Source organism: Nocardioides alpinus (assembly GCF_900112035.1).
GTDB classification, from domain to species: Bacteria; Actinomycetota; Actinomycetes; order Propionibacteriales; family Nocardioidaceae; genus Nocardioides; species Nocardioides alpinus.
Window position 1 is genome coordinate 287,963 of sequence record NZ_FOKC01000002.1, and the last position, 23,780, is coordinate 311,742.

The 23,780-nt window shown below is 72.0% G+C and carries 29 protein-coding genes and 2 tRNA genes; 8 read left to right on the forward strand and 23 right to left on the reverse strand.

Going from position 1 to position 23,780, the window contains the following annotated elements:
- Window positions 1-18 precede the first annotated feature (18 nt).
- The 9 genes from BM127_RS06655 to BM127_RS06695 all read right to left on the reverse strand — a co-directional run bounded on the left by BM127_RS06655 (window position 19) and on the right by BM127_RS06695 (window position 4,962).
- Window positions 19-501: a methylated-DNA--[protein]-cysteine S-methyltransferase gene (locus tag BM127_RS06655; protein ID WP_091196277.1), complete on the reverse strand. Its 483-nt coding sequence runs from the start codon at window positions 499-501 to the stop codon at window positions 19-21.
- Window positions 489-2,006: an AlkA N-terminal domain-containing protein gene (locus tag BM127_RS06660; RefSeq protein ID WP_091196280.1), complete on the reverse strand. Its 1,518-nt coding sequence runs from the start codon at window positions 2,004-2,006 to the stop codon at window positions 489-491. Before BM127_RS06660 ends, BM127_RS06655 begins: the two co-directional genes overlap by 13 nt.
- A gap of 96 nt (window positions 2,007-2,102) precedes the next feature.
- On the reverse strand, window positions 2,103-2,690 hold the full coding sequence (locus BM127_RS06665; protein WP_091196282.1) for a hypothetical protein: 588 nt from the start codon (window positions 2,688-2,690) through the stop codon (window positions 2,103-2,105).
- Window positions 2,690-3,247, reverse strand: a complete 558-nt coding sequence (locus BM127_RS06670) for a hypothetical protein (protein WP_091196286.1) — start codon at window positions 3,245-3,247, stop codon at window positions 2,690-2,692. Before BM127_RS06670 ends, BM127_RS06665 begins: the two co-directional genes overlap by 1 nt.
- A complete protein-coding gene (locus tag BM127_RS06675) occupies window positions 3,244-3,591 on the reverse strand; it encodes an Asp23/Gls24 family envelope stress response protein (protein WP_091196289.1) in 348 nt (115 codons plus the stop codon). The genes BM127_RS06670 and BM127_RS06675 overlap by 4 nt, the downstream gene beginning before the upstream one ends.
- Window positions 3,584-3,760, reverse strand: a complete 177-nt coding sequence (locus BM127_RS06680) for a DUF2273 domain-containing protein (RefSeq protein ID WP_091196291.1) — start codon at window positions 3,758-3,760, stop codon at window positions 3,584-3,586. The genes BM127_RS06675 and BM127_RS06680 overlap by 8 nt, the downstream gene beginning before the upstream one ends.
- Window positions 3,757-4,137: a hypothetical protein gene (locus tag BM127_RS06685; protein ID WP_091196294.1), complete on the reverse strand. Its 381-nt coding sequence runs from the start codon at window positions 4,135-4,137 to the stop codon at window positions 3,757-3,759. Before BM127_RS06685 ends, BM127_RS06680 begins: the two co-directional genes overlap by 4 nt.
- On the reverse strand, window positions 4,134-4,442 hold the full coding sequence (locus tag BM127_RS06690; RefSeq protein WP_198554210.1) for an Asp23/Gls24 family envelope stress response protein: 309 nt from the start codon (window positions 4,440-4,442) through the stop codon (window positions 4,134-4,136). Before BM127_RS06690 ends, BM127_RS06685 begins: the two co-directional genes overlap by 4 nt.
- Window positions 4,432-4,962, reverse strand: coding sequence for an Asp23/Gls24 family envelope stress response protein (locus tag BM127_RS06695; protein ID WP_231263295.1), 531 nt, complete (start codon window positions 4,960-4,962; stop codon window positions 4,432-4,434). The genes BM127_RS06690 and BM127_RS06695 overlap by 11 nt, the downstream gene beginning before the upstream one ends.
- Window positions 4,963-5,031: 69 nt before the next feature.
- On the opposite strand from BM127_RS06695, the gene BM127_RS06700 reads away from it, so the two are divergent.
- Window positions 5,032-5,595 (forward strand): RNA polymerase sigma factor, encoded by a 564-nt coding sequence (locus BM127_RS06700; RefSeq protein ID WP_231263296.1) that lies wholly within the window; start codon window positions 5,032-5,034, stop codon window positions 5,593-5,595.
- Window positions 5,586-6,056, forward strand: coding sequence for a hypothetical protein (locus tag BM127_RS06705; RefSeq protein WP_091196299.1), 471 nt, complete (start codon window positions 5,586-5,588; stop codon window positions 6,054-6,056). Before BM127_RS06700 ends, BM127_RS06705 begins: the two co-directional genes overlap by 10 nt.
- Before the next feature lie 35 nt (window positions 6,057-6,091).
- On the opposite strand, the gene BM127_RS06710 is transcribed toward BM127_RS06705, so the two are convergent.
- The 3 genes from BM127_RS06710 to BM127_RS22515 are packed head-to-tail and all read right to left on the reverse strand — an operon-like array spanning window position 6,092 to window position 8,396.
- Complete coding sequence (locus tag BM127_RS06710; protein WP_091196302.1) at window positions 6,092-6,766, reverse strand: response regulator; 675 nt, start codon at window positions 6,764-6,766, stop codon at window positions 6,092-6,094.
- Window positions 6,763-7,692, reverse strand: coding sequence for a sensor histidine kinase (locus tag BM127_RS22510; protein WP_198554211.1), 930 nt, complete (start codon window positions 7,690-7,692; stop codon window positions 6,763-6,765). Before BM127_RS22510 ends, BM127_RS06710 begins: the two co-directional genes overlap by 4 nt.
- Window positions 7,641-8,396: a hypothetical protein gene (locus tag BM127_RS22515; RefSeq protein WP_198554212.1), complete on the reverse strand. Its 756-nt coding sequence runs from the start codon at window positions 8,394-8,396 to the stop codon at window positions 7,641-7,643. The genes BM127_RS22510 and BM127_RS22515 overlap by 52 nt, the downstream gene beginning before the upstream one ends.
- A gap of 117 nt (window positions 8,397-8,513) precedes the next feature.
- On the opposite strand from BM127_RS22515, the gene BM127_RS06720 reads away from it, so the two are divergent.
- Genes BM127_RS06720 through BM127_RS06735 form a run of 4 tightly spaced genes read left to right on the forward strand, consistent with a single transcriptional unit; the run spans window position 8,514 to window position 12,005 of the window.
- A complete protein-coding gene (locus BM127_RS06720) occupies window positions 8,514-9,509 on the forward strand; it encodes a Bug family tripartite tricarboxylate transporter substrate binding protein (protein ID WP_231263297.1) in 996 nt (331 codons plus the stop codon).
- A complete protein-coding gene (locus BM127_RS06725; RefSeq protein ID WP_091196304.1) occupies window positions 9,506-10,051 on the forward strand; it encodes a tripartite tricarboxylate transporter TctB family protein in 546 nt (181 codons plus the stop codon). The genes BM127_RS06720 and BM127_RS06725 overlap by 4 nt, the downstream gene beginning before the upstream one ends.
- A complete protein-coding gene (locus BM127_RS06730) occupies window positions 10,051-11,601 on the forward strand; it encodes a tripartite tricarboxylate transporter permease (RefSeq protein WP_091196307.1) in 1,551 nt (516 codons plus the stop codon). Before BM127_RS06725 ends, BM127_RS06730 begins: the two co-directional genes overlap by 1 nt.
- Window positions 11,598-12,005 (forward strand): universal stress protein, encoded by a 408-nt coding sequence (locus BM127_RS06735; RefSeq protein WP_198554213.1) that lies wholly within the window; start codon window positions 11,598-11,600, stop codon window positions 12,003-12,005. The genes BM127_RS06730 and BM127_RS06735 overlap by 4 nt, the downstream gene beginning before the upstream one ends.
- On the opposite strand, the gene BM127_RS06740 is transcribed toward BM127_RS06735, so the two are convergent.
- Window positions 11,996-13,660, reverse strand: coding sequence for an alpha/beta hydrolase (locus BM127_RS06740; protein ID WP_175507336.1), 1,665 nt, complete (start codon window positions 13,658-13,660; stop codon window positions 11,996-11,998). The two genes, BM127_RS06735 and BM127_RS06740, sit on opposite strands and share 10 nt — an antisense overlap.
- Window positions 13,661-13,826: 166 nt before the next feature.
- Between BM127_RS06740 and BM127_RS06745 the strand changes: the two genes are divergently transcribed.
- Window positions 13,827-14,720 (forward strand): META domain-containing protein, encoded by an 894-nt coding sequence (locus BM127_RS06745; RefSeq protein WP_091196311.1) that lies wholly within the window; start codon window positions 13,827-13,829, stop codon window positions 14,718-14,720.
- An 18-nt stretch (window positions 14,721-14,738) separates the two neighbouring features.
- Here the strand turns inward: BM127_RS06745 and BM127_RS06750 are convergent, their stop codons facing one another.
- The 8 genes from BM127_RS06750 to BM127_RS06785 form a co-directional block, all read right to left on the reverse strand.
- On the reverse strand, window positions 14,739-15,827 hold the full coding sequence (locus BM127_RS06750; protein WP_157829518.1) for a lysylphosphatidylglycerol synthase domain-containing protein: 1,089 nt from the start codon (window positions 15,825-15,827) through the stop codon (window positions 14,739-14,741).
- Window positions 15,824-16,390 (reverse strand): hypothetical protein, encoded by a 567-nt coding sequence (locus BM127_RS06755; RefSeq protein WP_091196316.1) that lies wholly within the window; start codon window positions 16,388-16,390, stop codon window positions 15,824-15,826. Before BM127_RS06755 ends, BM127_RS06750 begins: the two co-directional genes overlap by 4 nt.
- A 97-nt stretch (window positions 16,391-16,487) precedes the next feature.
- Window positions 16,488-16,563: transfer RNA gene (locus BM127_RS06760), tRNA-Glu, on the reverse strand.
- An 87-nt stretch (window positions 16,564-16,650) separates the two neighbouring features.
- A tRNA-Gln gene (locus BM127_RS06765) sits at window positions 16,651-16,722 on the reverse strand.
- 72 nt (window positions 16,723-16,794) lie between these two features.
- Complete coding sequence (locus tag BM127_RS06770; protein WP_091196319.1) at window positions 16,795-17,799, reverse strand: CPBP family intramembrane glutamic endopeptidase; 1,005 nt, start codon at window positions 17,797-17,799, stop codon at window positions 16,795-16,797.
- 10 nt (window positions 17,800-17,809) lie between these two features.
- A complete protein-coding gene (gltX, locus tag BM127_RS06775) occupies window positions 17,810-19,285 on the reverse strand; it encodes a glutamate--tRNA ligase (protein WP_091196322.1) in 1,476 nt (491 codons plus the stop codon).
- 7 nt (window positions 19,286-19,292) lie between these two features.
- Window positions 19,293-20,105: a fumarylacetoacetate hydrolase family protein gene (locus tag BM127_RS06780; RefSeq protein ID WP_091196325.1), complete on the reverse strand. Its 813-nt coding sequence runs from the start codon at window positions 20,103-20,105 to the stop codon at window positions 19,293-19,295.
- Between the two features lie 116 nt (window positions 20,106-20,221).
- Window positions 20,222-21,607 (reverse strand): pyridoxal phosphate-dependent decarboxylase family protein, encoded by a 1,386-nt coding sequence (locus BM127_RS06785; protein ID WP_091196327.1) that lies wholly within the window; start codon window positions 21,605-21,607, stop codon window positions 20,222-20,224.
- Between the two features lie 46 nt (window positions 21,608-21,653).
- On the opposite strand from BM127_RS06785, the gene BM127_RS06790 reads away from it, so the two are divergent.
- Window positions 21,654-22,583, forward strand: a complete 930-nt coding sequence (locus BM127_RS06790; protein WP_091196329.1) for a 3-methyladenine DNA glycosylase — start codon at window positions 21,654-21,656, stop codon at window positions 22,581-22,583.
- Here BM127_RS06790 and BM127_RS06795 read toward each other — a convergent pair.
- Window positions 22,580-23,113 (reverse strand): ribonuclease FAU-1 family protein, encoded by a 534-nt coding sequence (locus BM127_RS06795; RefSeq protein ID WP_091196332.1) that lies wholly within the window; start codon window positions 23,111-23,113, stop codon window positions 22,580-22,582. The two genes, BM127_RS06790 and BM127_RS06795, sit on opposite strands and share 4 nt — an antisense overlap.
- Entirely contained in the window at window positions 23,113-23,754 is a 642-nt protein-coding gene (locus BM127_RS06800) for a sulfotransferase family protein (protein WP_139227674.1), read from the reverse strand. The genes BM127_RS06795 and BM127_RS06800 overlap by 1 nt, the downstream gene beginning before the upstream one ends.
- Window positions 23,755-23,780: the final 26 nt, after the last annotated feature.

Genomic DNA, 23,780 nt, shown 5'->3' on the forward strand with positions numbered 1-23,780 from the left:
CGGTTGGCGCTGCGTGTCTCAGAAGAGCGCGTCCTGCTCCAGCTCGAGCAGCTGCTGCTTGCGCTCCAGGCCCCCGGCATAGCCGGTGAGCGTGCCGTTGGCACCGATGACCCGGTGGCACGGGACGACGATCGGGATGGGGTTGCGTCCGTTGGCCAGACCGACCGCACGTGAGGCGGCGTTGGTCATCCCGAGCCGACCGGCGATCTCGCCGTAGGACGCGGTCTCCCCGTGCGGGATCTTGGCGAGCTGCTCCCACACCCGCTGCTGGAAGTCGGTGCCGACAGGTGCGAGCGGGAGGTCGAAGTCGGTGAGCTCCTGGGCGAAGTAGGCCGTCAGCTGACGGACGGCCTCGGCCAGCACCGGCTGGTCGTCCGACCGGGCGCCGAGCGGGCGTCCGTCGGCAGGGGGCAGGAAGGGGGAGAACTCGATCGCGACGATCGAGCCGTCCCGCTCCACGATGCGCAGGTCGCCGATCGGCGAGGGCATCACGGTCCACATGTCAGTTCTCCTTCACCGGGCGGTGTCTCGGGCATGAGGGTGTTCCACAGGTGCATCAGGGCGTAGGAGCGCCACGGCCGCCAGGCCTGCGGGTCCGGCTCGGTGTCGGCACAGCGTCCCACGTCGGCCAGCACCCGGCGGACCGCGAGGTCCGTGGGCAGGAAGACGTCCGGGTGCCCCAGGGCCCGCATCGCGACGTAGTCGGCGGTCCACGGACCGATGCCGGGCAGCGCGAGCAGCGCCCGTCGTACGTCGTCGCGGTCGGGTCCGCGGTCGAGCACCACGGCGCCGGTGGCGAGCGCCGACGCCAGGCCGACGAGCGCCCGGCCGCGGGCGCGCGGCATCGGCAGGGTCTCCGGGTCGACGGTCGCGAGGGTCGCGGCGTCGGGGAACAGGTGCGTCAGCCCGGGGACCGGCGACTCGACGGCGCGTCCGTGCGCGGCGACGATGCGCCCGCCGACGGTGCGGGCACCGGTGACACTCACCTGCTGCCCGATGACGGTGCGCACGGCGGTCTCGTCGCCGTCGACCTGCCCCGGGACACGCAGTCCCGGGGTGGCGAGCACGAGCGGGCCGAGGAACCGATCGGCGCCCAGCTGGTTGTCGACGGCCACGGGGTCGGCGTCCGCGTCGAGCAGACGGCGTACGCGCTCGACGGCCGCGGTGGTGTCGCGCAGGTCGTGCAGCACGAACTCGGCACGGACGAAGCCGGTCCCGCTGGGGGCCGTCAGGTCGTCGAGCTCGATCCGGACCGTGGCGGGACCGTGCGGGAGGTCGAGGGTCCGGGCGTACCAGCCGCGGCCGGCGACCTCGACGCCCGGGACGAGGTGGTAGGCCAGGAAGTCGAGCAGGCGACGGCCGGCGAACGGCGTACGCACGGCGAGCCTCAGGCCGAGGGTCGCCGAGCCGTGGGCGGGCCGACGGGCCGGAGCGCGACCGGCTCCGCGCAGCTGCGTGGGTGAGGCCTCGTACACCTCGCGGACGGTCTCGTTGAACTGGCGCACGCTGGCGAATCCCGCTGCGAACGCCACATCGGTGAGGGGCAGGTCGGTGGACTCGATCAGCACGCGGGCGGTCTGTGCGCGGCGGGCACGGGCGAGCGCGAGGGGTGCGGCACCGAGCTCCTGGCTGAGCAGCCGACCGAGGTGGCGGGGGGTGTAGCCGACGCGTTCGGCGAGGCCGCCGACACCTTCACGATCGACGAGGCCGTCGGCGATCAGCCGCATCGCCCGGCCCGCGACATCGGCTGCGACGTCCCACTCCGGACTGCCGGGTGTCGCATCGGGCAGGCAGCGCTTGCAGGCGCGGTAGCCGGCCGTCTGCGCGCTGGCCGCCGTCGGGTGGAACGTGACATTGACCGACGCCGGGGTGCGCGCCGGGCACGAGGGCCGGCAGTAGATCCCGGTGGTGCGGACCGCGGTGTAGAACACCCCGTCGAAGCGACGGTCCCGGCTCTGCACGGCGCGGTAGCAGGCCGCGCTGTCGAGGTGTCCGGTCGGCGTCATGGTGCGAGTCTGCCCGGCTCGCGACGCTTCGACCAGCGGAAAACGGACACGACGGCCCGAGCCCGCCGCGTCCGCTCCCCACCCCCTTGGGCCGGGCTACTCCTGGACGGCGATCGCGGTGGTGCGCCGGGTCCGCCGCTGCCGGGCCGGGCCGTCGAGCAGGAACCGCACGCACACGGTGCCGTCGGGGAAGGCGGCTGCCACCTCGCGCTCGACCTGCTGGGACGCCTGGACCAGGGTCTCGGGCTCGGCCTCCACGTCGACGTGGGCGCTCAGCTCGACCACGTCGGGCGCATCGGGAAGGATCCGCCCGCGGGCGCCGGTGACCGGGGCCAGGTCGGCCCACCGATCGGCCAGCGTGGCGGCCAGCGAGGACCGGTCCACCTCGAGACGACCGGTCGGGTCGCTCTCGGCCAGGCGGCTGGTGCCCTTGGTCAGACGGGGCAGGTGGGCGAGCAGCCAGACGACACCGAGCAGGCCCAGCACGATCCCGGCGATCGCCCAGGCCCATGGCCACCAGGCGCTGTCGACCACCGCGTCGACGCCGGCGAGGTCGAAGGTCGGGTCGAGCTGCCGGACCAGGTCGAGGCGCCACTCCCAGGCCATCAGGGCGAGGGCCACGAGGGCCGCGCCGAGGACGACGGTGGCGGTGCGGTCGGTGCCGCGGGTGCGTCGGGTCGTCATCAGCTCTCCTCCTGTGCGGTGCGGACATCCACCCGACGGGCGCCGAGGGCCTGTCCTGCAGTGGTCGCGCGGTCTCGCGCGTCGGTCGGGTCCGCGCCGTCCGTCGTACGTCCCTCGCGCGTCGCGACCTCGATCACGACGCGGCCCTTGCGGGCGCGGGCGGTCCGCGCGGAGACGACGCCCGGCGCGCGGTCGGCCGCGGAGCGGGCCACCTCGGCGAGCGCCGAGGGGTTCGACCAGAGCTGCTCGACCTCGCCGGACGCGACGTGGCGGCGCGCGGCCGGACGCAGGCCGGCATACATGAGCAGCAGGCCGAGGAGCGCCGCGAGCGTGGCCACGGCCAGGACGCCGTCGGTGGGCCCGAGGCCGTCGAGGGACCGGAGCCCGTCGGCGAGCCAGGGCTCACCCGTGGCCCAGCCCTCCGCCACGGCGAGGTCGCGCACGGCGACCACGCCGACGGCCACCAGGCCGAGGGCGAGGACGATGCCGATCGCGACGGCTCGGTGCCGGGCCAGAGGAGCACGCGCCAGCGCGCGCTCGGTGCGGGTGGTGCTCATGACGCCCTCCTGTCGTCGATGCCCACGAGCTTGACGGTGACGTCCACCGATCCCAGGCGTACGCCGCTGAGCTCGGAGGCGCGCTCCAGCACACGGGCGCGCACGTCAGCCGCCACCCGGGTCACCGGGGCCGGCCAGCGGCACGCCACCTCGACGCTGACGCGCGCGCTGGTGCCGCGCACCCGGACGGAGGCGTGCGGGCTCCCCGTGCGTACGCCTGCGAGTCCTCCCTCGACGCGGTGCACGCCCGGCACCTCCAGCGCCACCGTCTCGACGATGTGCTGCAGCGCCTGGGCCCGCACGCTGAGCTGACCGCGGCCCTCCACCGCGACGACGTCACTCACGTCGGCCCCGCATCATCGCGCGCACGTCGACCTCGCCGTCGACGTGCCCGCCGACGAGGTATCCCACGGTGCCGAGGACGACGGCGAGCAGCAGTCCCAGCAGCCCGCCAGTGGTGATGGCGATGGTCAGCAACAGGCCGGCGATCAGGCCAAGGGTGGACGTGGTCATGCTCTCTCCTCCAACGGATGGGCAGGCAGGTGCGCGTAGTGGCGGCCGGGCCATCGCTGGGGACGGCTCTCGGCCAGGTGCCGCAACCGGCGCGCGGTCCGGTGGGCGCGGCGCGCGGTGCGGGACCGCAGGGTGGTGGTGACGACGGGCCGGGCACCCTGAGCACCCGGGCCCGTCGTCGCAGCAGCGTTCATCCCGGGGGCCACCCCCGTGGCCTCCGCTGGGGTGTCCGTGCGCTCGAACGCGCGCATCACCTCGATGAACGCGTCGGCGTCACCTCCCACCAGGTCGGGATGGACGGCCCGCAGCGCGGCACGCCTGGAGACGCGGCGCTGGCGGGCAGCGTCGGTGACGCTGCTGGTCCGGGGGTCGGTCACGGGGTGTCGACCGTCTCGCCGGGGGCGGCGACGTCCTCGACCGCGACGTGCACGGTGCCGGGCACGATGGCCGCGACGCGGGTGCGCACCTCGTCGGTGGTAGCGGACACCGGGGCCCCCCACGTCAGGACGAGGTGCACCTGGGTGTCGCCGTCGCGCAGCCGTACGCCGGTCACGCGCCGTCCCGGCAGGTAGGTCGCCACCTCGCCGAGCACTCCTCCGTGCAGGTCGTGCACCCCCGGCACCGACAGGACGGCGTGGGCCACCCGGTCGGCGAGCTCGGCGGGTGTCAGGTCACTGGACACGTGTGGTCGCCGGCTCCTCGTCCGGTGCGTCGCTCTCGAGGAAGACGTCGTGGACGGTGATGTTGACCTCGGTGACCTCCAGGCCGGTCATCCGCTCGACGGTGTCGACCACGTTGCGGCGGATGGCGGCAGCGAGGTCGGCGATCGCGACGCCGTACTCGGCGACGATGTCGAGGTCGACGGCGGTCTGGTGCTCGCCCACCTCGACGGCCACGCCCTGGCTCAGGTTGGTGCGCGAGCCGGGGATCCGCTCGCGGAGCGCGCCCACGGCGCGGGCGGTGCCGCCGCCGAGGTCGTGCACGCCGCTGATCTCGCGGGCGGCGATGCCGGCGATCTTGGAGACCACGGTGTCGGCGATCGAGGTCTTGCCCTGCTCGCTCACGAGCGCGCCCGTGGCGGGGGTGGTGGTCGCCGGTGTGGTGGTCGTGTTCTCGGTCATGGTGTCTCCGATCTCGGTGTGCTCCTCGGCCCTCGGTGGGCCGGAACACAGGTTGGTCGGGACCAGTTCGACGATCGTCACGAAAAGGATGGTGTGACCCCGATCACCCCGCGGACGAGATGTCTTGTGCACACCCTGCACACTTCTCCCGTGCCTGCCGACGGCCTCGAGCCCGCCACCGACGCGGCGCTCGTGCGCGCGGCGCGGCTGGGTGATGACGCGGCCTTCGGGGAGCTGGTGGACCGGCACGGCCCGGGCATGCTGCGCTACGCCCGCCGCCTGGTCGGCGGCAGCGAGGCCGACGCCGGCGAGGTCGTGCAGGAGGCGTTCATCTCCGCGTGGAAGGGCCTCGACAGCTTCCGGGGCGACTCGTCGCTGCGCACCTGGCTGTTCCGACTGGTGCACCGGCGTGCAGTGGACCTGATCCGCCACCGCCGTCCCACGCCCATCGACGACGACCTCCTGTCCCACGTGATCCGGGTCGCCGATGACAACCCGCTGCAGGACGTGATGGACTCCGAGCTGCTCGAGGCCTTGCAGGAGGCGCTGGACGAACTACCGTGGAACCAACGCGCCGCATGGCTGCTGCGCGAGGTCGAAGGTCTCGGCTACGACGAGATCGCCCACGCGATGGGCACCACGGTCGGAAGCGTTCGCGGGCACCTGCACCGCGGTCGTCGGCAACTGGCAGAGAGGATGGCACGATGGCGTTGAGCCCCACAGGCCCCCTCGAGCGGGCCGTCGTCGCCGCCCAGGCAGAGGAGCCCGAGGACTGGGAGTCGGTGTCCCAGGCGGTGAAGCGCCGCGTGCGCGCGACCGTCATGCCGTCGCGCCCGATCGTCGTCGTCGCAGCTGACTCGTCCACCGCGCAGGACGAGCACGGCTCCAGGACGTACGTCGCCTCGCGCGTCGTGCGCGCCGGGCTGCGGGACGCGCTGCGGACCCGCCCGGACCTGACGGCCGAGCGGATCGACCTCACGATCGACGACGACGACCGCCTGACCCGGGTCGAGATCGACCTCGTCTGTGCCTACGGCACGGCCCTTCCCGGCGCCGCCGACGACGCTCGCGGGGTCGTCACCTCCGTCGTGTCCGACCTGCTCGGTGCCGGCACCCGGCCGGTCGTGGACGTCGCGGTGACCGACGTCGTGGTCGGCGACGCCCGCCTGACCTGACGTCCAGGTCGAACGGACGCACCGCGCGACGTGGGTCAGACCCCGGAACGGTAGCGACGCTCGGGGCGCCCGCCCCCGCCGTACTGCAGGCGCACCGACGCCGACCCGCGGGCGACGAAGTGCTCGAGGTAGCGACGGGCGGAGACGCGGGAGATGCCGACGGCGTCGGCGCACTCGGCCGCGGACAGCTCACCCGCCGCGCGCAGGGACTCCTCCACCGAGTCGGCCGTCTCCGGGCTCAGTCCCTTCGGCAGGGCCGCTGCCGCCGCCGGGGCGGCAGCACCGAAGACGGCGTCGATGTCCTGCTGCCCCGGAGCTCCCGACCCCGAGAGCGCAAGGTGCGCGGTGCGGAACGACTCGAGGCGGACACGGAGGTCGTCGTAGTCGAACGGCTTGACGAGGTAGTGCACCGCTCCGCCGGACGCGGCCGCACGCACGGTGTCGGCCTCACGGGCCGCCGTCACCACGAGCACGCCGACGTCGTCGCCGTCGGCGCGCAGTCGCCGCAGCACCACGATGCCGGTCATGTCAGGCAGGTGCACGTCGAGGAGCACCAGGTCGGGACGCAGCCGGGCGATGTCGTCGAGGGCGGCCTGGCCGCTGCTGGCCACCCCGACCACGCGGAAGCCGGGGGTGCGCTCGACGAACTGCGTGTGGATGCGGGCGACCATGAAGTCGTCGTCGACGACGAGCACCGTCACCTCGGTCATCGCGCCTCCGCTCCTTGCTCCACGCCGGACTGCACGCCCTTGAGCACGGCCTCGAACACCGCGCCACCGGTCTCGCCGGCCCGCACGGTGACACCGCCTCCCCGACGTTCGCAGACGACCTGGACGAGTGCGAGCCCGACACCCCGGCCCTCGACGGTCGACGCCTTGGAGCTCCAGCCCCGCCGGAAGATCTCGCCGACGCGGTCCGGCGGCACGCCCGGCCCAGTGTCGGCCACACCCAGGCGCACGGTGGCCTCGTCGAGGTGCAGCGTGACCTCGACGGACGTGCCCCCCACCGACACCGACGCGTCCACGGCGTTGTCGACGAGGTTGCCCAGGACGGTGCCGACGTCGGTCGACGACTCGGGGTCGAGCCGGGGCAGGTCGCTGTCCCCGCTCAGGCGCAGGTCCACGCCGCGCTCGGCAGCCAGGCTGGTCTTCGCGATGAGCAGCGCCGCGACGGCGGGGTCCTCGACGTGGGCGGTCACCGCATCGGAGATCTCGGCCCGCCGCCGGCTCAGCGTGCCGATGAGCCGCGACACCTCGTCGTACTCCCCCAGCTGCACGAGGCCCGAGATGGTGTGCAGCTGGTTGTGGAACTCGTGGGTCTGCGCGCGCAGGGTGTTGGTGATCGACTGGCGTGCGCTGAGCTCGCTCTGGAGTGCCAGCAGCTCGGTGCGGTCACGCAGCGTGGTGACCGACGCGACCCGGCGGCCGCGCTCGAGCACCGGGTTGCGGTTGACGACCAGGACCCGGTCGCCGAGGACGACCACGTGGTCGCGGATCTCGGCGTCGTCGGTCAGCAGGCCGCGGATGGCGGGGTCGAGGTCGAGGTCGTCGACCCGTCGGCCCTCGACGTCGCCGTCGAGGCCGATCAGCTCGCGTGCGCTGTCGCTGAGCACCGTGATCGTGCCGTCGTCCGCCACCGCGAACACACACCCTCACGGATCGAGTGCAGAAGCGCCTCGCGCTGGTCGGCGAGGGCGGCGATGGCGGCGGGCTCGAGGCCGCGCGTACGACGTCGGATCAGGCGCGAGAGCAGGAAGGAGCCCGCCACCCCGAGACCGAGACCGAGCCCCGCGAAGGTGAGCAGGTCCGGCAGCACGCTGCGCGCGCGCTCGCTCCAGGTCGGGTACTCCTCGGCCACCATCGCGATCCCGACGAGATTGCCGCCGTCGTCGATGATCGGCACCTGGGCCGCGATGGAGGCGGTGCCGAAGTCGTCGACGTCACCGGTCCAGGTGCGCAGCTGCTGGACCGTGCTGTCGTCGAGGTCGATGCGTCGCTCGCGGCCGCCGAAGTCGCTGCTCACCAGCACCACCCCGTCGGGGTCGGTGAGGTAGACACCGCTGGCCTGCACGTTGGTGCGCACCTGCTGGGTGTACGACGTCAGCGACGCCCGCCGGTCCGCGACCTCGCCCTCGAGGTAGGGGTCGCGCACCGCGGCGATGTTGGCCATCGACTCCGCGGCCGCCCGCAGCCGCGCGCCGCGGGTGTCACGGAAGTCGGCGTCGCTCTGCTGCACCGACACCATGCTGGCCGCGGCGACCACCGCAAGCAGCACGGTGAGCTGGAGCACCAGGAACTGGCCGGCCAGCGTCGCCGGCCACCAGCGCGAGCGTGACCACAAGTTCCACAACCTCCATTGCTTACCCAAGCGTGACGAGCACCACACGAAGTCTCCACCATCGTCGGAGTCGCTCCCCCAGAACCCGAGGGAGCGACGCCCGACAGAAGAGGAGACCACATGATGCGCCCACGCACGAGGCGGTCCGTCGCCGTGGCGCTGTCGCTCGGCGCGACCCTGCTGCTGGCCACCGGCTGCGGGGTCACCCGCGGTGACCAGAGCAGCGACATGACGATGCTGATCCCCAACAGCCCGGGCGGCGGCTACGACCAGACCGGTCGGGCAGCGGTCGCGGTGATGGAGAACGGCGACATCACGGGTGGCTCCTTCGAGGTGACCAACGTGATCGGCGCCGGGGGCTCGGTCGCGATGACCCGGCTGATGAACGCCGAGGGCGACGAGCGCACCATGATGACCGCCGGTCTCGGCGTCGTCGGCTCGCTCTACTCCTTCGGCGCCCCCTACAAGCTCGACGACGCCACGCCGCTCGCGCAGCTCATCGAGGACCAGGAGGGCGTGCTGGTCCCGGCCGACTCGCCCTTCGAGACCATCGACGACCTGGTGAAGGCGTGGCAGGACGACCCGGCCTCGATCGTCGTCGGCGGCGGCTCCTCCCCCGGTGGCCCCGACCACCTGTTCCCCATGCAGCTCGCGACCGCGGTCGACATCGACGCGCGCGACGTGACGTACGTGCCCTACGACGGCGGCGGGCCGCTCACCAGCGCCCTGCTCGGCAACAAGATCGACGTCGGCTTCTCCGGCGTGGGCGAGTTCGAGGGCCAGCTCAAGACCGGCGACCTGCGCCTGCTCGCGGTCTCCGGCGAGGAGCGGCTCACGGGTGACGGTGTCAGCGAGGCACCCACGCTCGTCGAGTCCGACATCGACCTGGTCTTCACCAACTGGCGCGGCGTCTTCGCGCCTCCGGGCATCAGCGAGGAGCGGCGCGACGAGCTGATCGCGATGCTCGAGGAGATGCACGAGACCCCCGAGTGGCAACAGGCCCTCGAGGACAACGGCTGGATCGACGAGTTCAAGACCGGCGACGACTTCTCCCAGTTCCTCAAGGAGCAGGACGAGCGCGTCGCCACCACCCTCGAGGAGCTGGACCTGCTGTGAGCACACCACTCGACACCACCCCTGACCCGAGCACGGACGCGCCGCCCACGGCGCCGCCGGCCCCTGAGCGGGACCTGGCCCAGCTCGGCCTGGCCGCGGCGCTCGTCGTCGTCGGCGCCTACACCTTCTACGAGGCCACGACCCTGCGGATCGGCTTCGGCGACCCCGTCGGCCCGCGCCTGTTCCCCTACGCCATCGGCGCGGTGACGGTGGTCCTCGGGCTGCTGCTCGTGCTGGCCACCTTCCGCGGCGACGTGCCGCAGGCCGAGGGCGGCGAGGACGTCGACCTGCGCCAGCCCGCGGACTGGGTGACCGTCCTCAAGCTGGTCGGCGTGCTGCTCTTCACCGCGCTGACCGTCTCGTTCCTCGGCTGGGCCGTGAGCGGCGCCGTCCTCTTCGTCGGCTCGGCCTGGGCCCTCGGCAGCCGCACGCTGGTGCGTGACGTCCTCGTCGGCATCGTGATGTCGGTGAGCAGCTGGTACTTCTTCCACGAGGTGCTGGGCGTCATCCTCCCCGCCGGGATCCTGGACGGGGTGCTCTGATGGACAACCTCGGACTGCTCATGGACGGATTCGGATCCGTCCTCACCCCGCAGAACCTCCTCTTCGCCGCGATCGGCGTGCTGCTCGGCACGTTCGTCGGCGTGCTGCCCGGCATCGGCCCCGCGATGGCGGTCGCCCTGCTGCTGCCCGTGACCTACGGCATGGACCCGATCCCGGCGTTCATCATGTTCGCCGGCATCTACTACGGCGGGATGTACGGCGGCTCGACCACCGCGATCCTGCTCAACACCCCCGGCGAGTCGGCCTCGGTGATGACCGCGCTCGAGGGCAACCTGATGGCCAAGGCCGGACGGGCCTCCCAGGCCCTCGCCACCGCCGCGATCGGGTCCTTCATCGCCGGCACCATCGGCACCCTGCTGGTCGTGTTCTTCGCGCCGGCGCTGGCGTCGGTGGCCAACGAGATCGGCGCTCCGTCCTACTTCGCGCTCATGGTCCTCACCATGGTGATGGTCACGAGCGTGCTCGGCGGATCGTGGCTGCGCGGCTTCATCGCTCTGTTCATCGGACTGACCATCGGTCTCGTCGGGCTCGACCTCAACACCGGCCAGCCGCGGCTGAGCTTCGACCAGCCGCTGCTCGCCGACCGGATCGACGTGGTCGTGGTCGCGGTGGCCATCTTCGCCCTGGGCGAGGCCTTCTGGGTCGCCGCGCACCTGCGGCGCAGCCCCCTGCAGATCATCCCGGTCGGCCAGCCCTGGCTGAGCGGCACGGACCTCAAGCGCTCGTGGGGGCCCTGGCTGCGCGGGACGGCGTACGGCTTCCCGTTCGGCGCCCTGCCGGCCGGTGGCGCGGAGATCCCGACGTTCCTCTCCTACGTCACCGAGAAGAAGCTCGCCGGTCGTCGCGGCCAGGACGAGTTCGGACGCGGTGCCATCGAGGGTGTCGCCGGCCCGGAGGCGGCCAACAACGCGTCCGCCGCCGGCACCTTCGTGCCGCTGCTCGCCCTCGGCCTGCCGGTGACCGCGACGTCCGCGGTGATGCTCGCCGCGCTCCAGGGGTACGGCATCGAGCCCGGCCCCAGCCTGATGACCGACCAGCCCGAGCTGGTGTGGGCGCTGCTGGCCAGCCTGCTCGTCGGCAACGCGCTGCTGCTGGTGCTGAACCTGCCGCTCGCCCCGGCCTGGGCCAAGCTGCTGCGCATCCCCCGGCCGCAGCTCTACGCAGGGATCCTGTTCTTCTCCGCGCTGGGCGCCTACGCCACCAACCTGCAGTCCTTCGACCTGTTCCTGCTGCTCGTGCTCGGCCTGCTCGGGCTGGCGATGCGGCGCTTCGCACTGCCGGTGCTGCCTCTCATCCTCGGCGTGATCCTCGGACCGCTGATGGAGTCCAAGCTCCGCGAGGCGATGGCGATCTCCGGCGGGGACGTCTCGGCGCTGTGGAGCGAGCCGCTCGCCGTGGTGATCTACGTGATCGTCGCGCTGGTGGTCATCACCCCGATCGTGGTCCGCTCGGTGCGGCCCGCACCCGCAGCGGTCGCACAGGACCTGGACGCATCCGGCACATCCGAGGAAGAGGAGAAGGTGCGATGAGTGACGCAGCAAGCGTGATCGTGGTGGGCTGGACGCCCGACGAGTTCGGCGAGGCTGCGCTGGCGCGCGGGGTCGAGGAGGCGCAGCTGCGCGGGGGCCGGGTCGTGGTGGTCAACGCCACCCGCGGCGACGCCCTCGTGGACGAGCGCTACGCCGACGAGGACCAGCTGGCCCGGCTGGCGACCGAGCTCGGCGGAGCCGGCGTCGAGGTCGACGTACGACGCTCGATGGGCGCCGACGTCGGCGACCAGGTGCTCGCCGTCGCGGCCGAGGTGGCCGGTGACCTCATCGTCATCGGGCTGCGCAAGCGCTCCCCGGTCGGCAAGCTGCTGATGGGCAGCGTCGCACAGCGGATCCTGCTCGGCGCCGACTGCGCCGTGCTGGCCGTGAAGCCTCAGGGGTAGCGGGCGAGCTCCTGGCGCAGCCGCTCGGTGATCTCCTGGCTCCATCCCTCGGGCTGGAGCACGTTGACCCAGGCGGCTGCGTGCTCCCCCGAGAAGTTGTGCCCGTGGGCCGGCTGGGTCGAGAACGCGCCGGCGAGGTCGGCGGAGACCTGGAGGAACGTGACGAACGGGATCCAGTGCATCTCGCCCGGCACGTCGTCGCCGCGCCTCTCCTCGAGCCAGTCCGGCCGGGTCAGCACCAGGTCGGAGGTCCACCAGGTGACGGGGTCGGAGGCGTGCTGCAGGTAGAGCACGCGGCTCCCCTCCCACGGCTGGTCCTCCGGCTGGGGGCGCTCGGCACTCGTGGTGAAGCGGATGATCCGACCGTCACGGTAGATCGGCTCGATCTCGCGCGAACCGGGGTCACGGCCCTCGACGAAGCTGCGGTAGAGCGGGTTGAAGTGGGGCGGGCCCACCAGGAGGGCACCGGACGTCCGGTTGTTGAAGTCGAACTCGCCGCTGAAGGCCTCCTCGGCCCCGAACGAGCCGACGCTCTCGCCGAAGACGTAGAGCTCGGGCCGGTCGTCGCGCGGCAGGACGGACCAGCGCTCGTAGACCGCGTCGAACAGCGCTCGACCGGCCTCACGCGCGCGGGCCGCGTCGACCAGGAACGACAGCCACGAGGCGAGGTGTGAGTACTGCATGCCGACGATCGCGGAGTCCCCGCCCGTGACGTACTCGAAGCCGTTGACCGAGCTGGGCTCGACCCAGCCGGTGCCGGTGGTGGTGACCACCAGGAGGTACTCGCGGTCGAACCCGCCTGCGCGCTCGAGGTCGTCCACGGCGAGCGCCGCCCGCGCCTCCGCGTCCTCGGCGTTGCCCAGGCCGGCGTAGGCGCGGATCGGCTCGATCGCGGGCCGCCCGGTGAGGTCGGCGATGTCCTCGGCAGTGGGCCCACGGCCGAGGAAGGCACGTCCCTCACGTCCGAGTGACTCCCACTCGATGAGGGACGCGTCGCTGCCCGAGCGCAGCTCGGTGGTGGGCTTGACCGCCCCGGGCGGGGTCTCGAGGTCGCGGACGGCGAAGGTGGCGTCGAGCGTGCGGAGCGCGGCGTCGGCGGCCACCCCGCTGATCAGGCTCCAGGAGACGAGTCCCACCACCATGACCCCGAGGACGCGGGCCACGGACGGCTTGAGCAAGCGTTCGAGGGTGCGGACCAACCGGTGGAACAGCCACCGGATCCCGCGGGCCAGGGCGAGCAGCAGGGCAGCCACCAGCAGGGTGACCGGCGGCGTCAGCAGGACGTACGACACCGGGGTCGCCGCTGTCTCGGCGAGGTCGTGTGCCTCCTCCTGCCAGCGGACGCCGAGGACGACGCTCACGAGGACCACGGCGGTGCCTCCGAGCAGGAGGCTCCACACCGCCCACGCCGGCCAGGGCTCGCGCTCACGGTCACGCAGGCCTCGCCAGCACCACGCGAGGAACAGGCCGAACGCATAGCCGCAGACGGCGGCCACCCCGCTCACGACGCCCTGGAACACGGGCGGTCGCGGGAGCAGCGACGGGGTCAGCGAGAGGCAGATGAACAGCACCGCCCAGGCCACGCCGGCCGGCCGCAGACGCAGACGGCTCGCCAGCTCGCCCACCCGGTCCACCCACCCGGGAGACTCAGCCACCAGCCCACCTCCGTCAACGATCGTCGCTGGAAAGTAGAGCACGTCGCCGGGGTGCCGCTCACCCGAATCCGGTGGGCGGTCCGGACCGCCCGATCGCCCGAAAGGGGGGAGGGCACCGGGCCACCCGCTCACCAGACTCGGTGCACCCGCGGGAAAGGACACCGGCATGCACACCACGACGGAATCGAGGCGCCACCGCTCCCCTGCCGACCGGGTCGGGTGGACGGTGCGGCTCGCGGCCGGGCTGCTGCTCGCCGGGCTGCTCACGGCGTGCGGAGGGGACTCAGACGATGGCGAGGGCGCCACGTCGTCGCCCTCGACCTCGCCGACGTCCTCCACCTCGTCGGCCGAGGTCGCTGCCGCCGACCTCGACGCCGCCGCGCTCGACGCGACGTCGTACGCCTCCACGTCCGTCGAGGGGCACGACCTGGTGCCGGGGTCGTCCGTCGAGGTGACCTTCGACGGCGACACGATGTCGGCCTACGCCGGGTGCAACACCCTGTTCGGTCCCTTCGAGGTGGACGGCAGCATGCTCGCATGGAGCGGCCCGCCCGCAGCCACGATGATGATGTGCGAGCCGGAGCTGATGGACCAGGACCAGTGGCTCAGCGACCTGCTCACCACGGGCGTCACCGCCACGCAGGCCGACGGCGCCCTCACGTGGGAGGCGGACGGGGTCGTCATCGAGCTGGCGAGCGCGCCCTCGGAGGACCTCGACAGCCTCCTCGGGGCGACGTGGACCGTCCTCGGCACGGTGTCCGACGGCGCCGTCTCGCGGCTCCCGGTCGACACCCGGCGCCCGCGCCTCGACGTGGCGGCGGACGGCCTCTCCCGGGTCTTCACAGGCTGCCGAAGCGGGCGGACCACGGTGCGCGTCGACGGCGCGAGCCTGGCGTTCGCCAACACGTCCGTGCAGCAGGGGCGGTGCACCGGCGCCGCCGGCAAGACCGAGCGTGAGGTGCTGGCGCTGCTCGACGGCACGGCCGACAACGTCGAGCTCCACGACAGCCTCCTGGTCGTGACCAAGGGCGGCCGCGGGCTCTTCTTCCAGGTGCGCTGAGCCGCTTCCGGTCCGGCCTCAGCCGGCCGGTGACGCACCCGCCGTGCCGCGGGTGCGGTGGCGCCAGATCACGGTGACGATTCCTCCCAGCAGGATCGGCCCCAGGATGGTCACGGCTCGCCACACGGTCAGGGCCGCCACCAGCTCGGGCTCGAGTGCTGCGCCGCCGACCTCGAGGAAGGCGCCGAGCAGGACGACGTCGAAGATGCCGAGCCCCATCAGCGGCGGCAGGGTCAACGGGTAGGCGAGGAAGAACATGCCGATGATCTCGTAGGCAGGGAGGTCCGCCGCCGAGATCCCGACGAAACGGGCGGCCAGCAGCAGGATGCAGGCATCCGTGAGCACCATCAGCGTCAGGGCCAGGAGCGAGCGGGGGAACGCGCGCCGGTAGCCCTCCGAGACGTGCTCCTGGAACCCCGTCGCCGCCTCGGACCACGCCTCGGGGTCCACCGAGGACCGCACGCGACGCACGGTGTTGCCGGCGGCCCTGCCCAGCCGGGAGGCGAACTCCTCCCGGCGGACCATGAGCGAGAGGACCACCGTCATCACGATGGCGACCACCACGCTCGCCACGGAGGCGCCGACCCGCTGCGTGCCGCTGCCGAGGGTCGCCAGCACGAGGAGGCCGATGAGCGGCGCAGCGAACCGGTTCACGTAGAACGCGAGCATGTTCATGGTCGCGCCCGCGAGCCCACGCGACGGTTCGATGCCCCACGTGCGGAACATCGCCACCCGGACCACGAGGTCCCCCGGCGGCGGCGCGACGACCACCATCATCGAGGCGACGAGGTCGTTGAGCAGTGCGCGGGCGGCACCGAGGCCCGTGATGAACAACGCCAGCGGATAGGCATTGAGCGTCTGGCGCAGGAGGAGCACGGCCACCAGCGCCAGCACCTGCCACAAGGAGAGGCGACCGAGCGCCTCGCCGACCGCCTCCCAGTCGATGGCGCCGAGGAAGGTCGAGGCCAGCCAGCCGCAGACGACCAGGATGACCACGATGACCACCGGCCGCACCCAGGCAGGCCGGGGTGCCTTGTCGCTCCCGAGCTCGACGTCCGGCCCGGGCCCGGGATCCGCGGGTTCGGCCCGGGCCTCTCCGTCGCTCACCTGGACTCCGACGTACAGGACGACATCCAGCGGCGCTGGGCGATCCTGGACAGCACGGCGAGCGCGACCCACGCCGCCAGGGCGATCCCCTGCTCGCCGTAGCCCTGCGGGTCACGATCGAATCCCGGGACGCCGGAGTCCAGTCGACTCACGCCGGCGAGCACGAGCGCCGAACCGCCGATCGCGGTCGCCCAGCCCACCATCCGCTCGCGCCAGCGCCCGACGGCGACGGCGCCGAGGAAGGCGACCGCAGGGACGAACACCACCGCGAGCAGCACGCTCGCCTCGCCCGAGTCGAGGATCGTGAAGAGACGGGCACCGACGACCGCACCGACCACGAGGCCGATGACGAAGAAGAGCATGCGCGCTGCGAGCAGTCCGGTGATGAAGGCGATGACGCCGCCTGCCGCCGCGATCAGGAGCCCGGTGCCCGTGCCGGCCCCGAACGCGTCGGCCAGCAACCAGGCCGCACCGGCGCCGGCGCTCACCAGCACCAGGCGTACGGACCAGATCCCCGCAACGGCCAGCAGCAGCCCGACAAGGATCATCACGGAGGCGCTCATGGAGCGATAGTGGCGTCCCGGACGGCACCGCGGGATCACCCGAAGCAGGCGACACGACGAAGGGCCCGGTCTGGGACCGGGCCCTTCGTTGCTGCGTTGGTACCCCCGACCGGATTTGAACCGGCGTTACCGCCGTGAGAGGGCGACGTCCTAGGCCGCTAGACGACGGGGGCTTGCAGATGCCGCTCAGTGAGCGGCGGAGGAAACTCTACCGAAGTTGGAGTGTCGCTCCAAATCCGGATCCGAGGGATCCGAACTCGCTGGGGTACTAGGACTCGAACCTAGAACAACTGGACCAGAACCAGCCGTGTTGCCAATTACACCATACCCCATGGGGGTATCAGATCGATCGAGGTGCGATCGCCTGACCACCACGTGGTTCCTTGCGGAACCGATCCCGAACGTTACACGCGCGGAGGTGGGCCCTCCAAAACGGGGTCCCCGACCGGAGGTGGCAGCGTGCTCCCGATCGCTGGGCCGACGTTGACCATGCCCATGGCCCTGGCGACCCACGTCGCGAGCGCGAGGTAGACCAGGGACTGCGTCAGCGTGGAGAGGATCATCCACCAGCTGCTGCCGCCGGTGGCGTTGAGCGCCGTCGTGAGGTCGCCGAAGGCGAGGGCCAGCCCGAAGGCCAGGAAGTTGTTGAGGACGTGCATCGCGATGGCCGCCTCGAGCCCGCCGGTGCGGATCACGAGGATGCCTGCCACGACCCCGAAGGCGAACCGGTCGAAGAAGACCGGCGCGTCCTGGGAGAACCCGTGGAACAGCGCGAAGATCAGCGCCGGCGCCAGCACCGCGAGCGCCTGCGACGCGCGCCGCGCCCAGACCAGGGAGCCGAAGGCCTGCGTGAGGTAGCCACGGAAGAGGTACTCCTCGCCGGCCGCCTGCAGGGGCGTGAGCAGCAGGATCACGAGCAGGAAGTTGCGCGTCTGCGTGGTGAACTCGTTGACCTCACCGACCGGCGACTCCCCCGGCGCGAGGGGCAGCAGCACGCTGACTCCCAGCGACGCCAGGAGCGCCACGAACGACAGCGCGAGGCAGACGAAGAGGTAGCGCCAGCGCAGCCGCGGTGCGACCGACGACAGCCAGCGCGGCTTGAGGCGGTGCAACCACCACGTGAGCGCCCAGGTCACCGGGATGGCGAGGGCGATGACGATGTTGAGCAGCGCCAGACCTGCGGGCGTGGCCTCGGCAGTGACGTCGAGGACCGCCCCGGCCTCCGCCGTGCTGTCGCCGGTGGCGAGCAGCAGCACGAAGGCCACACCGCCTGCGACGATCGGCACGAGCGCGAACACCAGCACCAGCGCCAGCACCGATCCGACGAGCGAGCGCCAGATCCCGGGGCGACCGACGCGGTGCAGCTGGTGGTACTGCGGCCGGAAGTCGGGCGTCAGCGGAGTGGTCACGTCGGTCGTCTCAGGCCGGCTCGACCTGCACGGCGGACTGCAGGCGCGCCAGGCTGCGCTCGCGGCCCAGCAGCTCCAGCGACTCGAACAGCGGCGGGCTGATCCGTGCGCCGGTGACGGCGACCCGGACCGGGCCGAAGGCCACCCGGGGCTTGAGCTCCATGCCCTCGATCAGCGCCACGCGCAGCGCCTCCTCGATGGCGGCGGTCGACCACTCGTGCAGACCCTCGAGGGCGTCGTACGACGCCTGGACGACGCCGCGTCCCGTCTCGTCGAGCAGCTTGGCGACGTCGGCCTCGTCGCGGGTGAAGTCCGCCTCGTCGACGAAGAGGAACCCGAGCATCGCCGGCGCCTCGGTGAGCTTGTTGATCCGTTCGGCGACCAGCGGCATCGCCAGCTCGAGCAGCTGCGCGTCCGCGTCGGAGACGGGGTCGCTCACGACGCCTGCCTCCTTGAGGAACGGCAGCGCGCGGTGGGTGATGTCCTCGACGGAGAGCAGCCGCATGTGCGAGGCGTTGATCGCCTCCGCCTTCTTGAGGTCGAAGCGGGCCGGGTTGGGGTTGACGTCCTTGATGTCGAACGCCTCCACCATTTCCGCCATCGTGAAGATGTCGCGGTCGGCGGCGATCGCCCAGCCGAGCAGCGCGAGGTAGTTGAGCAGGCCCTCGGGCAGGAATCCCTGCTCGCGGTAGGCCAGCGCGTGCGCCTCGGGGTCGCGCTTGGAGAGCTTCTTGTTGCCCTGGCCCATGACGTAGGGCAGGTGCCCGTAGGCCGGGACCTCCCGGGCGATGCCGAGGTCGACGAGCGCACCGAAGAGCGCGAGCTGGCGCGGCGTGCTGGAGAGCAGGTCCTCGCCGCGCAGGACGTGGGTGATCTCCATCATCGCATCGTCGACCGGGTTGACCAGCGTGTAGAGCGGGTCGCCGTTGGCGCGTGAGAGGGCGAAGTCAGGGACGTTCTCGGTCTCGAAGGTGATGTCGCCACGGACCACGTCGTCCCACGTGATCGAGCCGTCGGGCATCCGGAAACGCACGATCGGCGCGCGGCCCTCGGCCTCGAAGGCGGCTCGCTGCTCGGCGGACAGGTCGCGGCAGAAGCCGTCGTACCCCTGCATCTTGGAGCCGCTGGCCTTGCGACGCGCGTCGACCTCGTCGTTGCGGCAGAAGCAGTCATAGGTGTACGACGACGCGCGCAGGCGGGCGAGGACGTCGCGGTAGATGTCGCCGCGCTCGCTCTGCTTGTAGGGGCCGTGCGGTCCACCGACCTCGATGCCCTCGTCCCAGTCGAGGCCGAGCCAGCGCCACAGGTCGAGGATGGCGTCGTAGGACTCCTGGGTGCTGCGCTCCTTGTCGGTGTCCTCCATGCGGAAGACGATCGACCCGCCGTGGTGGCGCGCGAAGGCCCAGTTGAACAGGGCCGTGCGGACCAGCCCGACGTGCGGGGAGCCGGTGGGCGAGGGGCAGAAGCGGACGCGGACGCTGCTCATCGGTGGGTCAGTTCCTCTGGGACACGGTGTTGGTCAGGGCGCCGATGCCGGCGATCGAGATCTCGACCTCGTCACCGACCTGCATGGGGCCGACACCCTCGGGGGTGCCGGTGAGGATGACGTCGCCGGGCAGCAGCGTCATCACGGAGGAGACGTGGGCGACCAGAGCCGGGACGTCGAAGATCATGTCGGCGGTCGAGCCGTCCTGGACGACGTCGCCGTTGAGGTAGGTCTGCACCGTGCGGCCGTCGACGAAGTCCTGCGGGTCGAGGTCGGTCTCGATCCACGGCCCCAGGGGGCAGAAGGAGTCGAAGCCCTTGGCCCGCGTGAACTGCACGTCGGACTTCTGCAGGTCGCGCGCGGTCACGTCGTTGGCGATCGTGTAGCCGAAGATCACGTCGGTGGCCTGCTCGACGGGGACGTCGCGGCAGATCCGGCCGATCACGACGGCGAGCTCGCCCTCGTAGTGGAGGTCGCTGGTCTGCGGCGGGTAGAAGATCGGGTCACCCGGTCCGACGACCGTGGTGTTGGGCTTGAGGAACATCAACGGCTCGGCCGGGAGGTCGTTGCCGAGCTCGGCGGCGTGCGCGGCGTAGTTGCGGCCGATGCCGACCACCTTGCTGCGCGGGATGATCGGCGCGAGCAGTCGTACGTCGCTGAGCGCGTACTGCTCCTCGAGGATCTTGATCCCGACGTAGAGGGGGTCGCCCGCGAGGGCGACGACGACCGAGTCCTCGGCCGGCTGGCCGAACTCGTCGACCTCTCCGGTGACGACGCCGAAACGCGGCTCCTCGCCCGTGCTGAACCGACAGATGCGCATGGGTCGAGCCTATCGAGGAAGCGGACAAAGGACCGACCCGGCGTGCACCCCCGTGTCCCCGGGCCGGTCCCTCGCGCACCCCGTGCTTTTCATTGTGTCGGGCTCCGGCGCCGGGTCTACACCCCTGTGGGGGGATTGCCGGCCGCCGCCCGGCAGAGGGCCTCGAGGCTGGCGTCCACGTCCGCGGCCGTCGTGGACCAGTTGCTGACGCTCACCCGGAGCACCGCCCGGCCGCGCCACCGCGAGCCGGTCGTCCACGCCGTACCGTCCGCCAGCATCGAGTCGACGACCGCGCGGGTGTGGTCGTCGTCGCCGAAGGCGGCGCACACCTGGGTGAAGTCGACGTCGTTGAGGACCTCGGCGCCGTCGATCGCTGCGATGCCGTCGGCGAAGGTCCGGGCGTGGTCGCAGAACCCGTCGACGAGGTTCGCCACCCCGTCCCGGCCGAGTGCGCGCAGCACCGCCCACACCGGGAACGCGCGGCCCCTGCGACTGATCTCGGGGACCTTGTCCATCGGCTCCCCCGCCACGTCGAAGATCAGGTAGTCGCCGTGCATGCCCATCGCCGCGCGCAGGGCGGCGCGGTCGCGGACGATCGCGAGGCCGCAGTCGTAGGGGACGTTGAGCGTCTTGTGGGCGTCGGTCGCCCAGGAGTCGGCGGTCTCGAAGCCGGCCGTCAGGTGGCGCCGCGTCGGGGAGGCGGCGGCGAAGAGACCGAAGGCGCCGTCGACGTGGACCCACGCGCCGGCGTCGTGGGCGGCGGCGATGCACGCCTCGAACGGGTCGAAGGCGCCGGAGTGCACGTTGCCGGCCTGGAGGCAGACGATGGTGGGACGACCATCCCCTGCCTCGAGCGCGGCCGCGAGGGCCGCGGGCTCGACGCGACCCTGGTCGTCGGCGGCCACCGCCTCTGGGGTGCCCAGCCCGAGGTAGCGCAGAGCCAGGTCGATGGTGTCGTGCCGCTCGGCGCCCACCACGACGCGTACGCCCGGCGAGTCGGCCAGGCCCTGGGACGCGACGTCCCAGCCGTGGCGGCGCAGCACCTCGTCGCGGGCGGCGGCCAAGCAGGTGAAGTTGGCCATCGTCCCGCCGGTCACGAACCCGACCGCACTTCCCGGCGGGAGCCCGAGGAGGTCGAGCAGCCAGGTCTCGGTGAGGTCCTCCACCGCCGAGTGGGCCGGCGTGAGGACGCGCAGCCCGGAGTTCTGGTCCCACGCGCTCACCAGCCAGTCGACGGCGAGCGCGGCGGGGTGGGTGCCGCCGATGACGAAGCCGAAGAACCGACCGCCCGGCATCGCAGTCAGCCCCGGGTCGCACGCCGCGGCGAGCTCGTCGACCACCGTGGCCGCATCGGTGGGGCCGTCGGGAAGGACCGGGTCGAGCCGCTGGGCGACCTCGTCGGTGGTGAGGCGCGGAGGCACCGGGCGCCCTGCCAGCGAATCGAGCCACTCGAGGGCCAGGACATGCGCGCGGTCCAGACCGGCGCTGCGGGTGGGATCCATCTCGTCAGTGTCTGCCCGGAGGCGTCCACGCACTAGCCTCGGATTGATGAAGGTGCTTCCTGCGGTCGAGTGGCGCCCACGGGCCGAGGCCCATGCTGCGCGCGTGGATGCGTTCGTCGCGCCGCACCTCGTGCGGCGCTCCGAGCAGGTCAAGCACCCGGTCCACGACTTCCTCTTCACCTACTACTCCCAGCGCCCCGCCCAGCTCCGGCGCTGGCACCCCGGGTTCGGGGTGGTGCTCGAGGATGCTCCCGACCACGCAGGACTGAAGGGCTACGAGGTCCTCGGTCTCGACACGCTCGCTGCGCTCGCTGCTCAACCAGCGGACGGGTCGCCGCTCGCTGCTCGACCAGCGAGCGACCAGGTCGCCGTCGCCCAGTCGTACGTCGACGCCCAGCGGCCGCTGCTCACGCAGGTGCACGCGCTGTTGAGTGCCACCGCCGGGCGCGCGCCGCAGTTCGGCTGCTTCGGGCTGCACGAGTGGGCGATGGTGCACCGCGCCGCCGAGTTCGGGAAGCGGCACGACTGGCCGCTGCGGCTGGGACAGGAGGGCACCGACGCGGTGGTGGAGTCGCACCGGATCGGCTGCTCGCACTTCGACGCCTTCCGCTTCTTCACCCCGACAGCGCGGCCGCTCAACACGCTCCAGCCGGGGCGTGACGACCGGCCGTCCTTCGAGCAGCCGGGGTGCCTGCACGCCGGGATGGACCTCTACAAGCACGCCTTCAGGCTGACGCCGATGATCCCGAGCGACCTGGTGGCCGACTGCTTCGAGCTCGCGCGCGACATCCGCGAGCTCGACATGCGGGCGGCGCCGTACGACCTCGTCGACCTCGGCTTCGAGCCGGTGAGGATCGAGACGGCGGAAGGCAAGGCGGCCTACGTCGAGGCGCAGCGCGTCTTCGCCGAGCGCGGGGCGCCGCTGCGGGCGCGGCTCGTCGCGGAGTGCGAGCGGCTCCTGGCGGCCACGGCCTAGGGAGACCAGTCGTCCCAGTCGGACCACCAGCGGCGGTCCTCGTCGAGGAGGTCGACGAGTGACGCGGCCGTCGCCAGCACCTCACCGACCGTCTCGGACGTGATCCGGCCCTCGGCCCGCTGGTGGTGCAGGTCCTCGACGTCCTTCCACTCGCGACGTCCGTCCGGGTGGATGATCAGGTCGAGGCCGTGGTCATCGGTCTCGTAGCCGCCGGGCACGCGGACGATCGGCGGCTCGAAGTTGACGTACCAGTGGCGGAACGTGCCGTCGGCGTCGAAGAACTTCCAGACGCCGTACGCCGTCGCCGCGCGTGAGAGGTGCAGCACGATCGAGCCTCCCCACTGCGTATGCGCGCCCCACGGGTGGGGGCCGAAGGGGTGGTCGGGGAAGGTGAACGGCGAGCCCGGGTCGAGCCGGGTCGCGAGCACCTCCCCGTCGTCGGACACGACCGTGACCGGGTGCGAGAGCCAGAGGTCGCCGTGGAGCACCTCCCGGCGCGAGATCACCTCGCCGGGAGCGAACCGCGACATCAGAACTCGTAGCCGAAGGCCTCGATGGTGTCGGCGAACACCGTTGCCACGCGCTCCTTCGACGTCGGCGTGTAGAGCTCGCGGTAGTGCCCCGCCGGCCGGGCGTTGCCCTTGGCGCGCGGGAGGTCCGGCGTACCGGGCAGTCCGAGGTGCTCCCAGACCTCGGTCAGCTCGGCGTCGAGGTTCTCGTAGCGCAGGACCCGGTCGAGCGCCATCTTGCCGCGGATGCGGTAGAGCCGGCGGTTGTTGGAGAGCTGCTCGATCCAGATCTCCTGGACGTAGGTCTCGAAGTCGGGCAGCTCGGGGCGGTCCTTGTACTTCCAGAAGTAGAGCGAGACGACCGCGTCCCACGGGTTCCGCTCGATCGCAAAGGTGAAGTAGTCGGCGAACGTCTCCGCCCCCACCAGGTCACGCACGGCCTTGGCACCCATGTGGTTGTAGGCCTTGCGCGGCTGCGGCGGCGACTCGAAGTTCTGCGGGGCGCGTCCCCCGGCGGCCTGGCGCAACGCCTCGTCCTCGGGGCTGATCTCGGTGATCACGTCGTCGGGGCCGCACACCTTGGACAGCGCGATCTCCACGCTCGTGCCCGCGGTCTTGCGGGTCTTGAGGAAGATGAAGCGGTGCTGGTGGGACGCGATCACGGGCATGACCCTATCCGTCGGGCCGG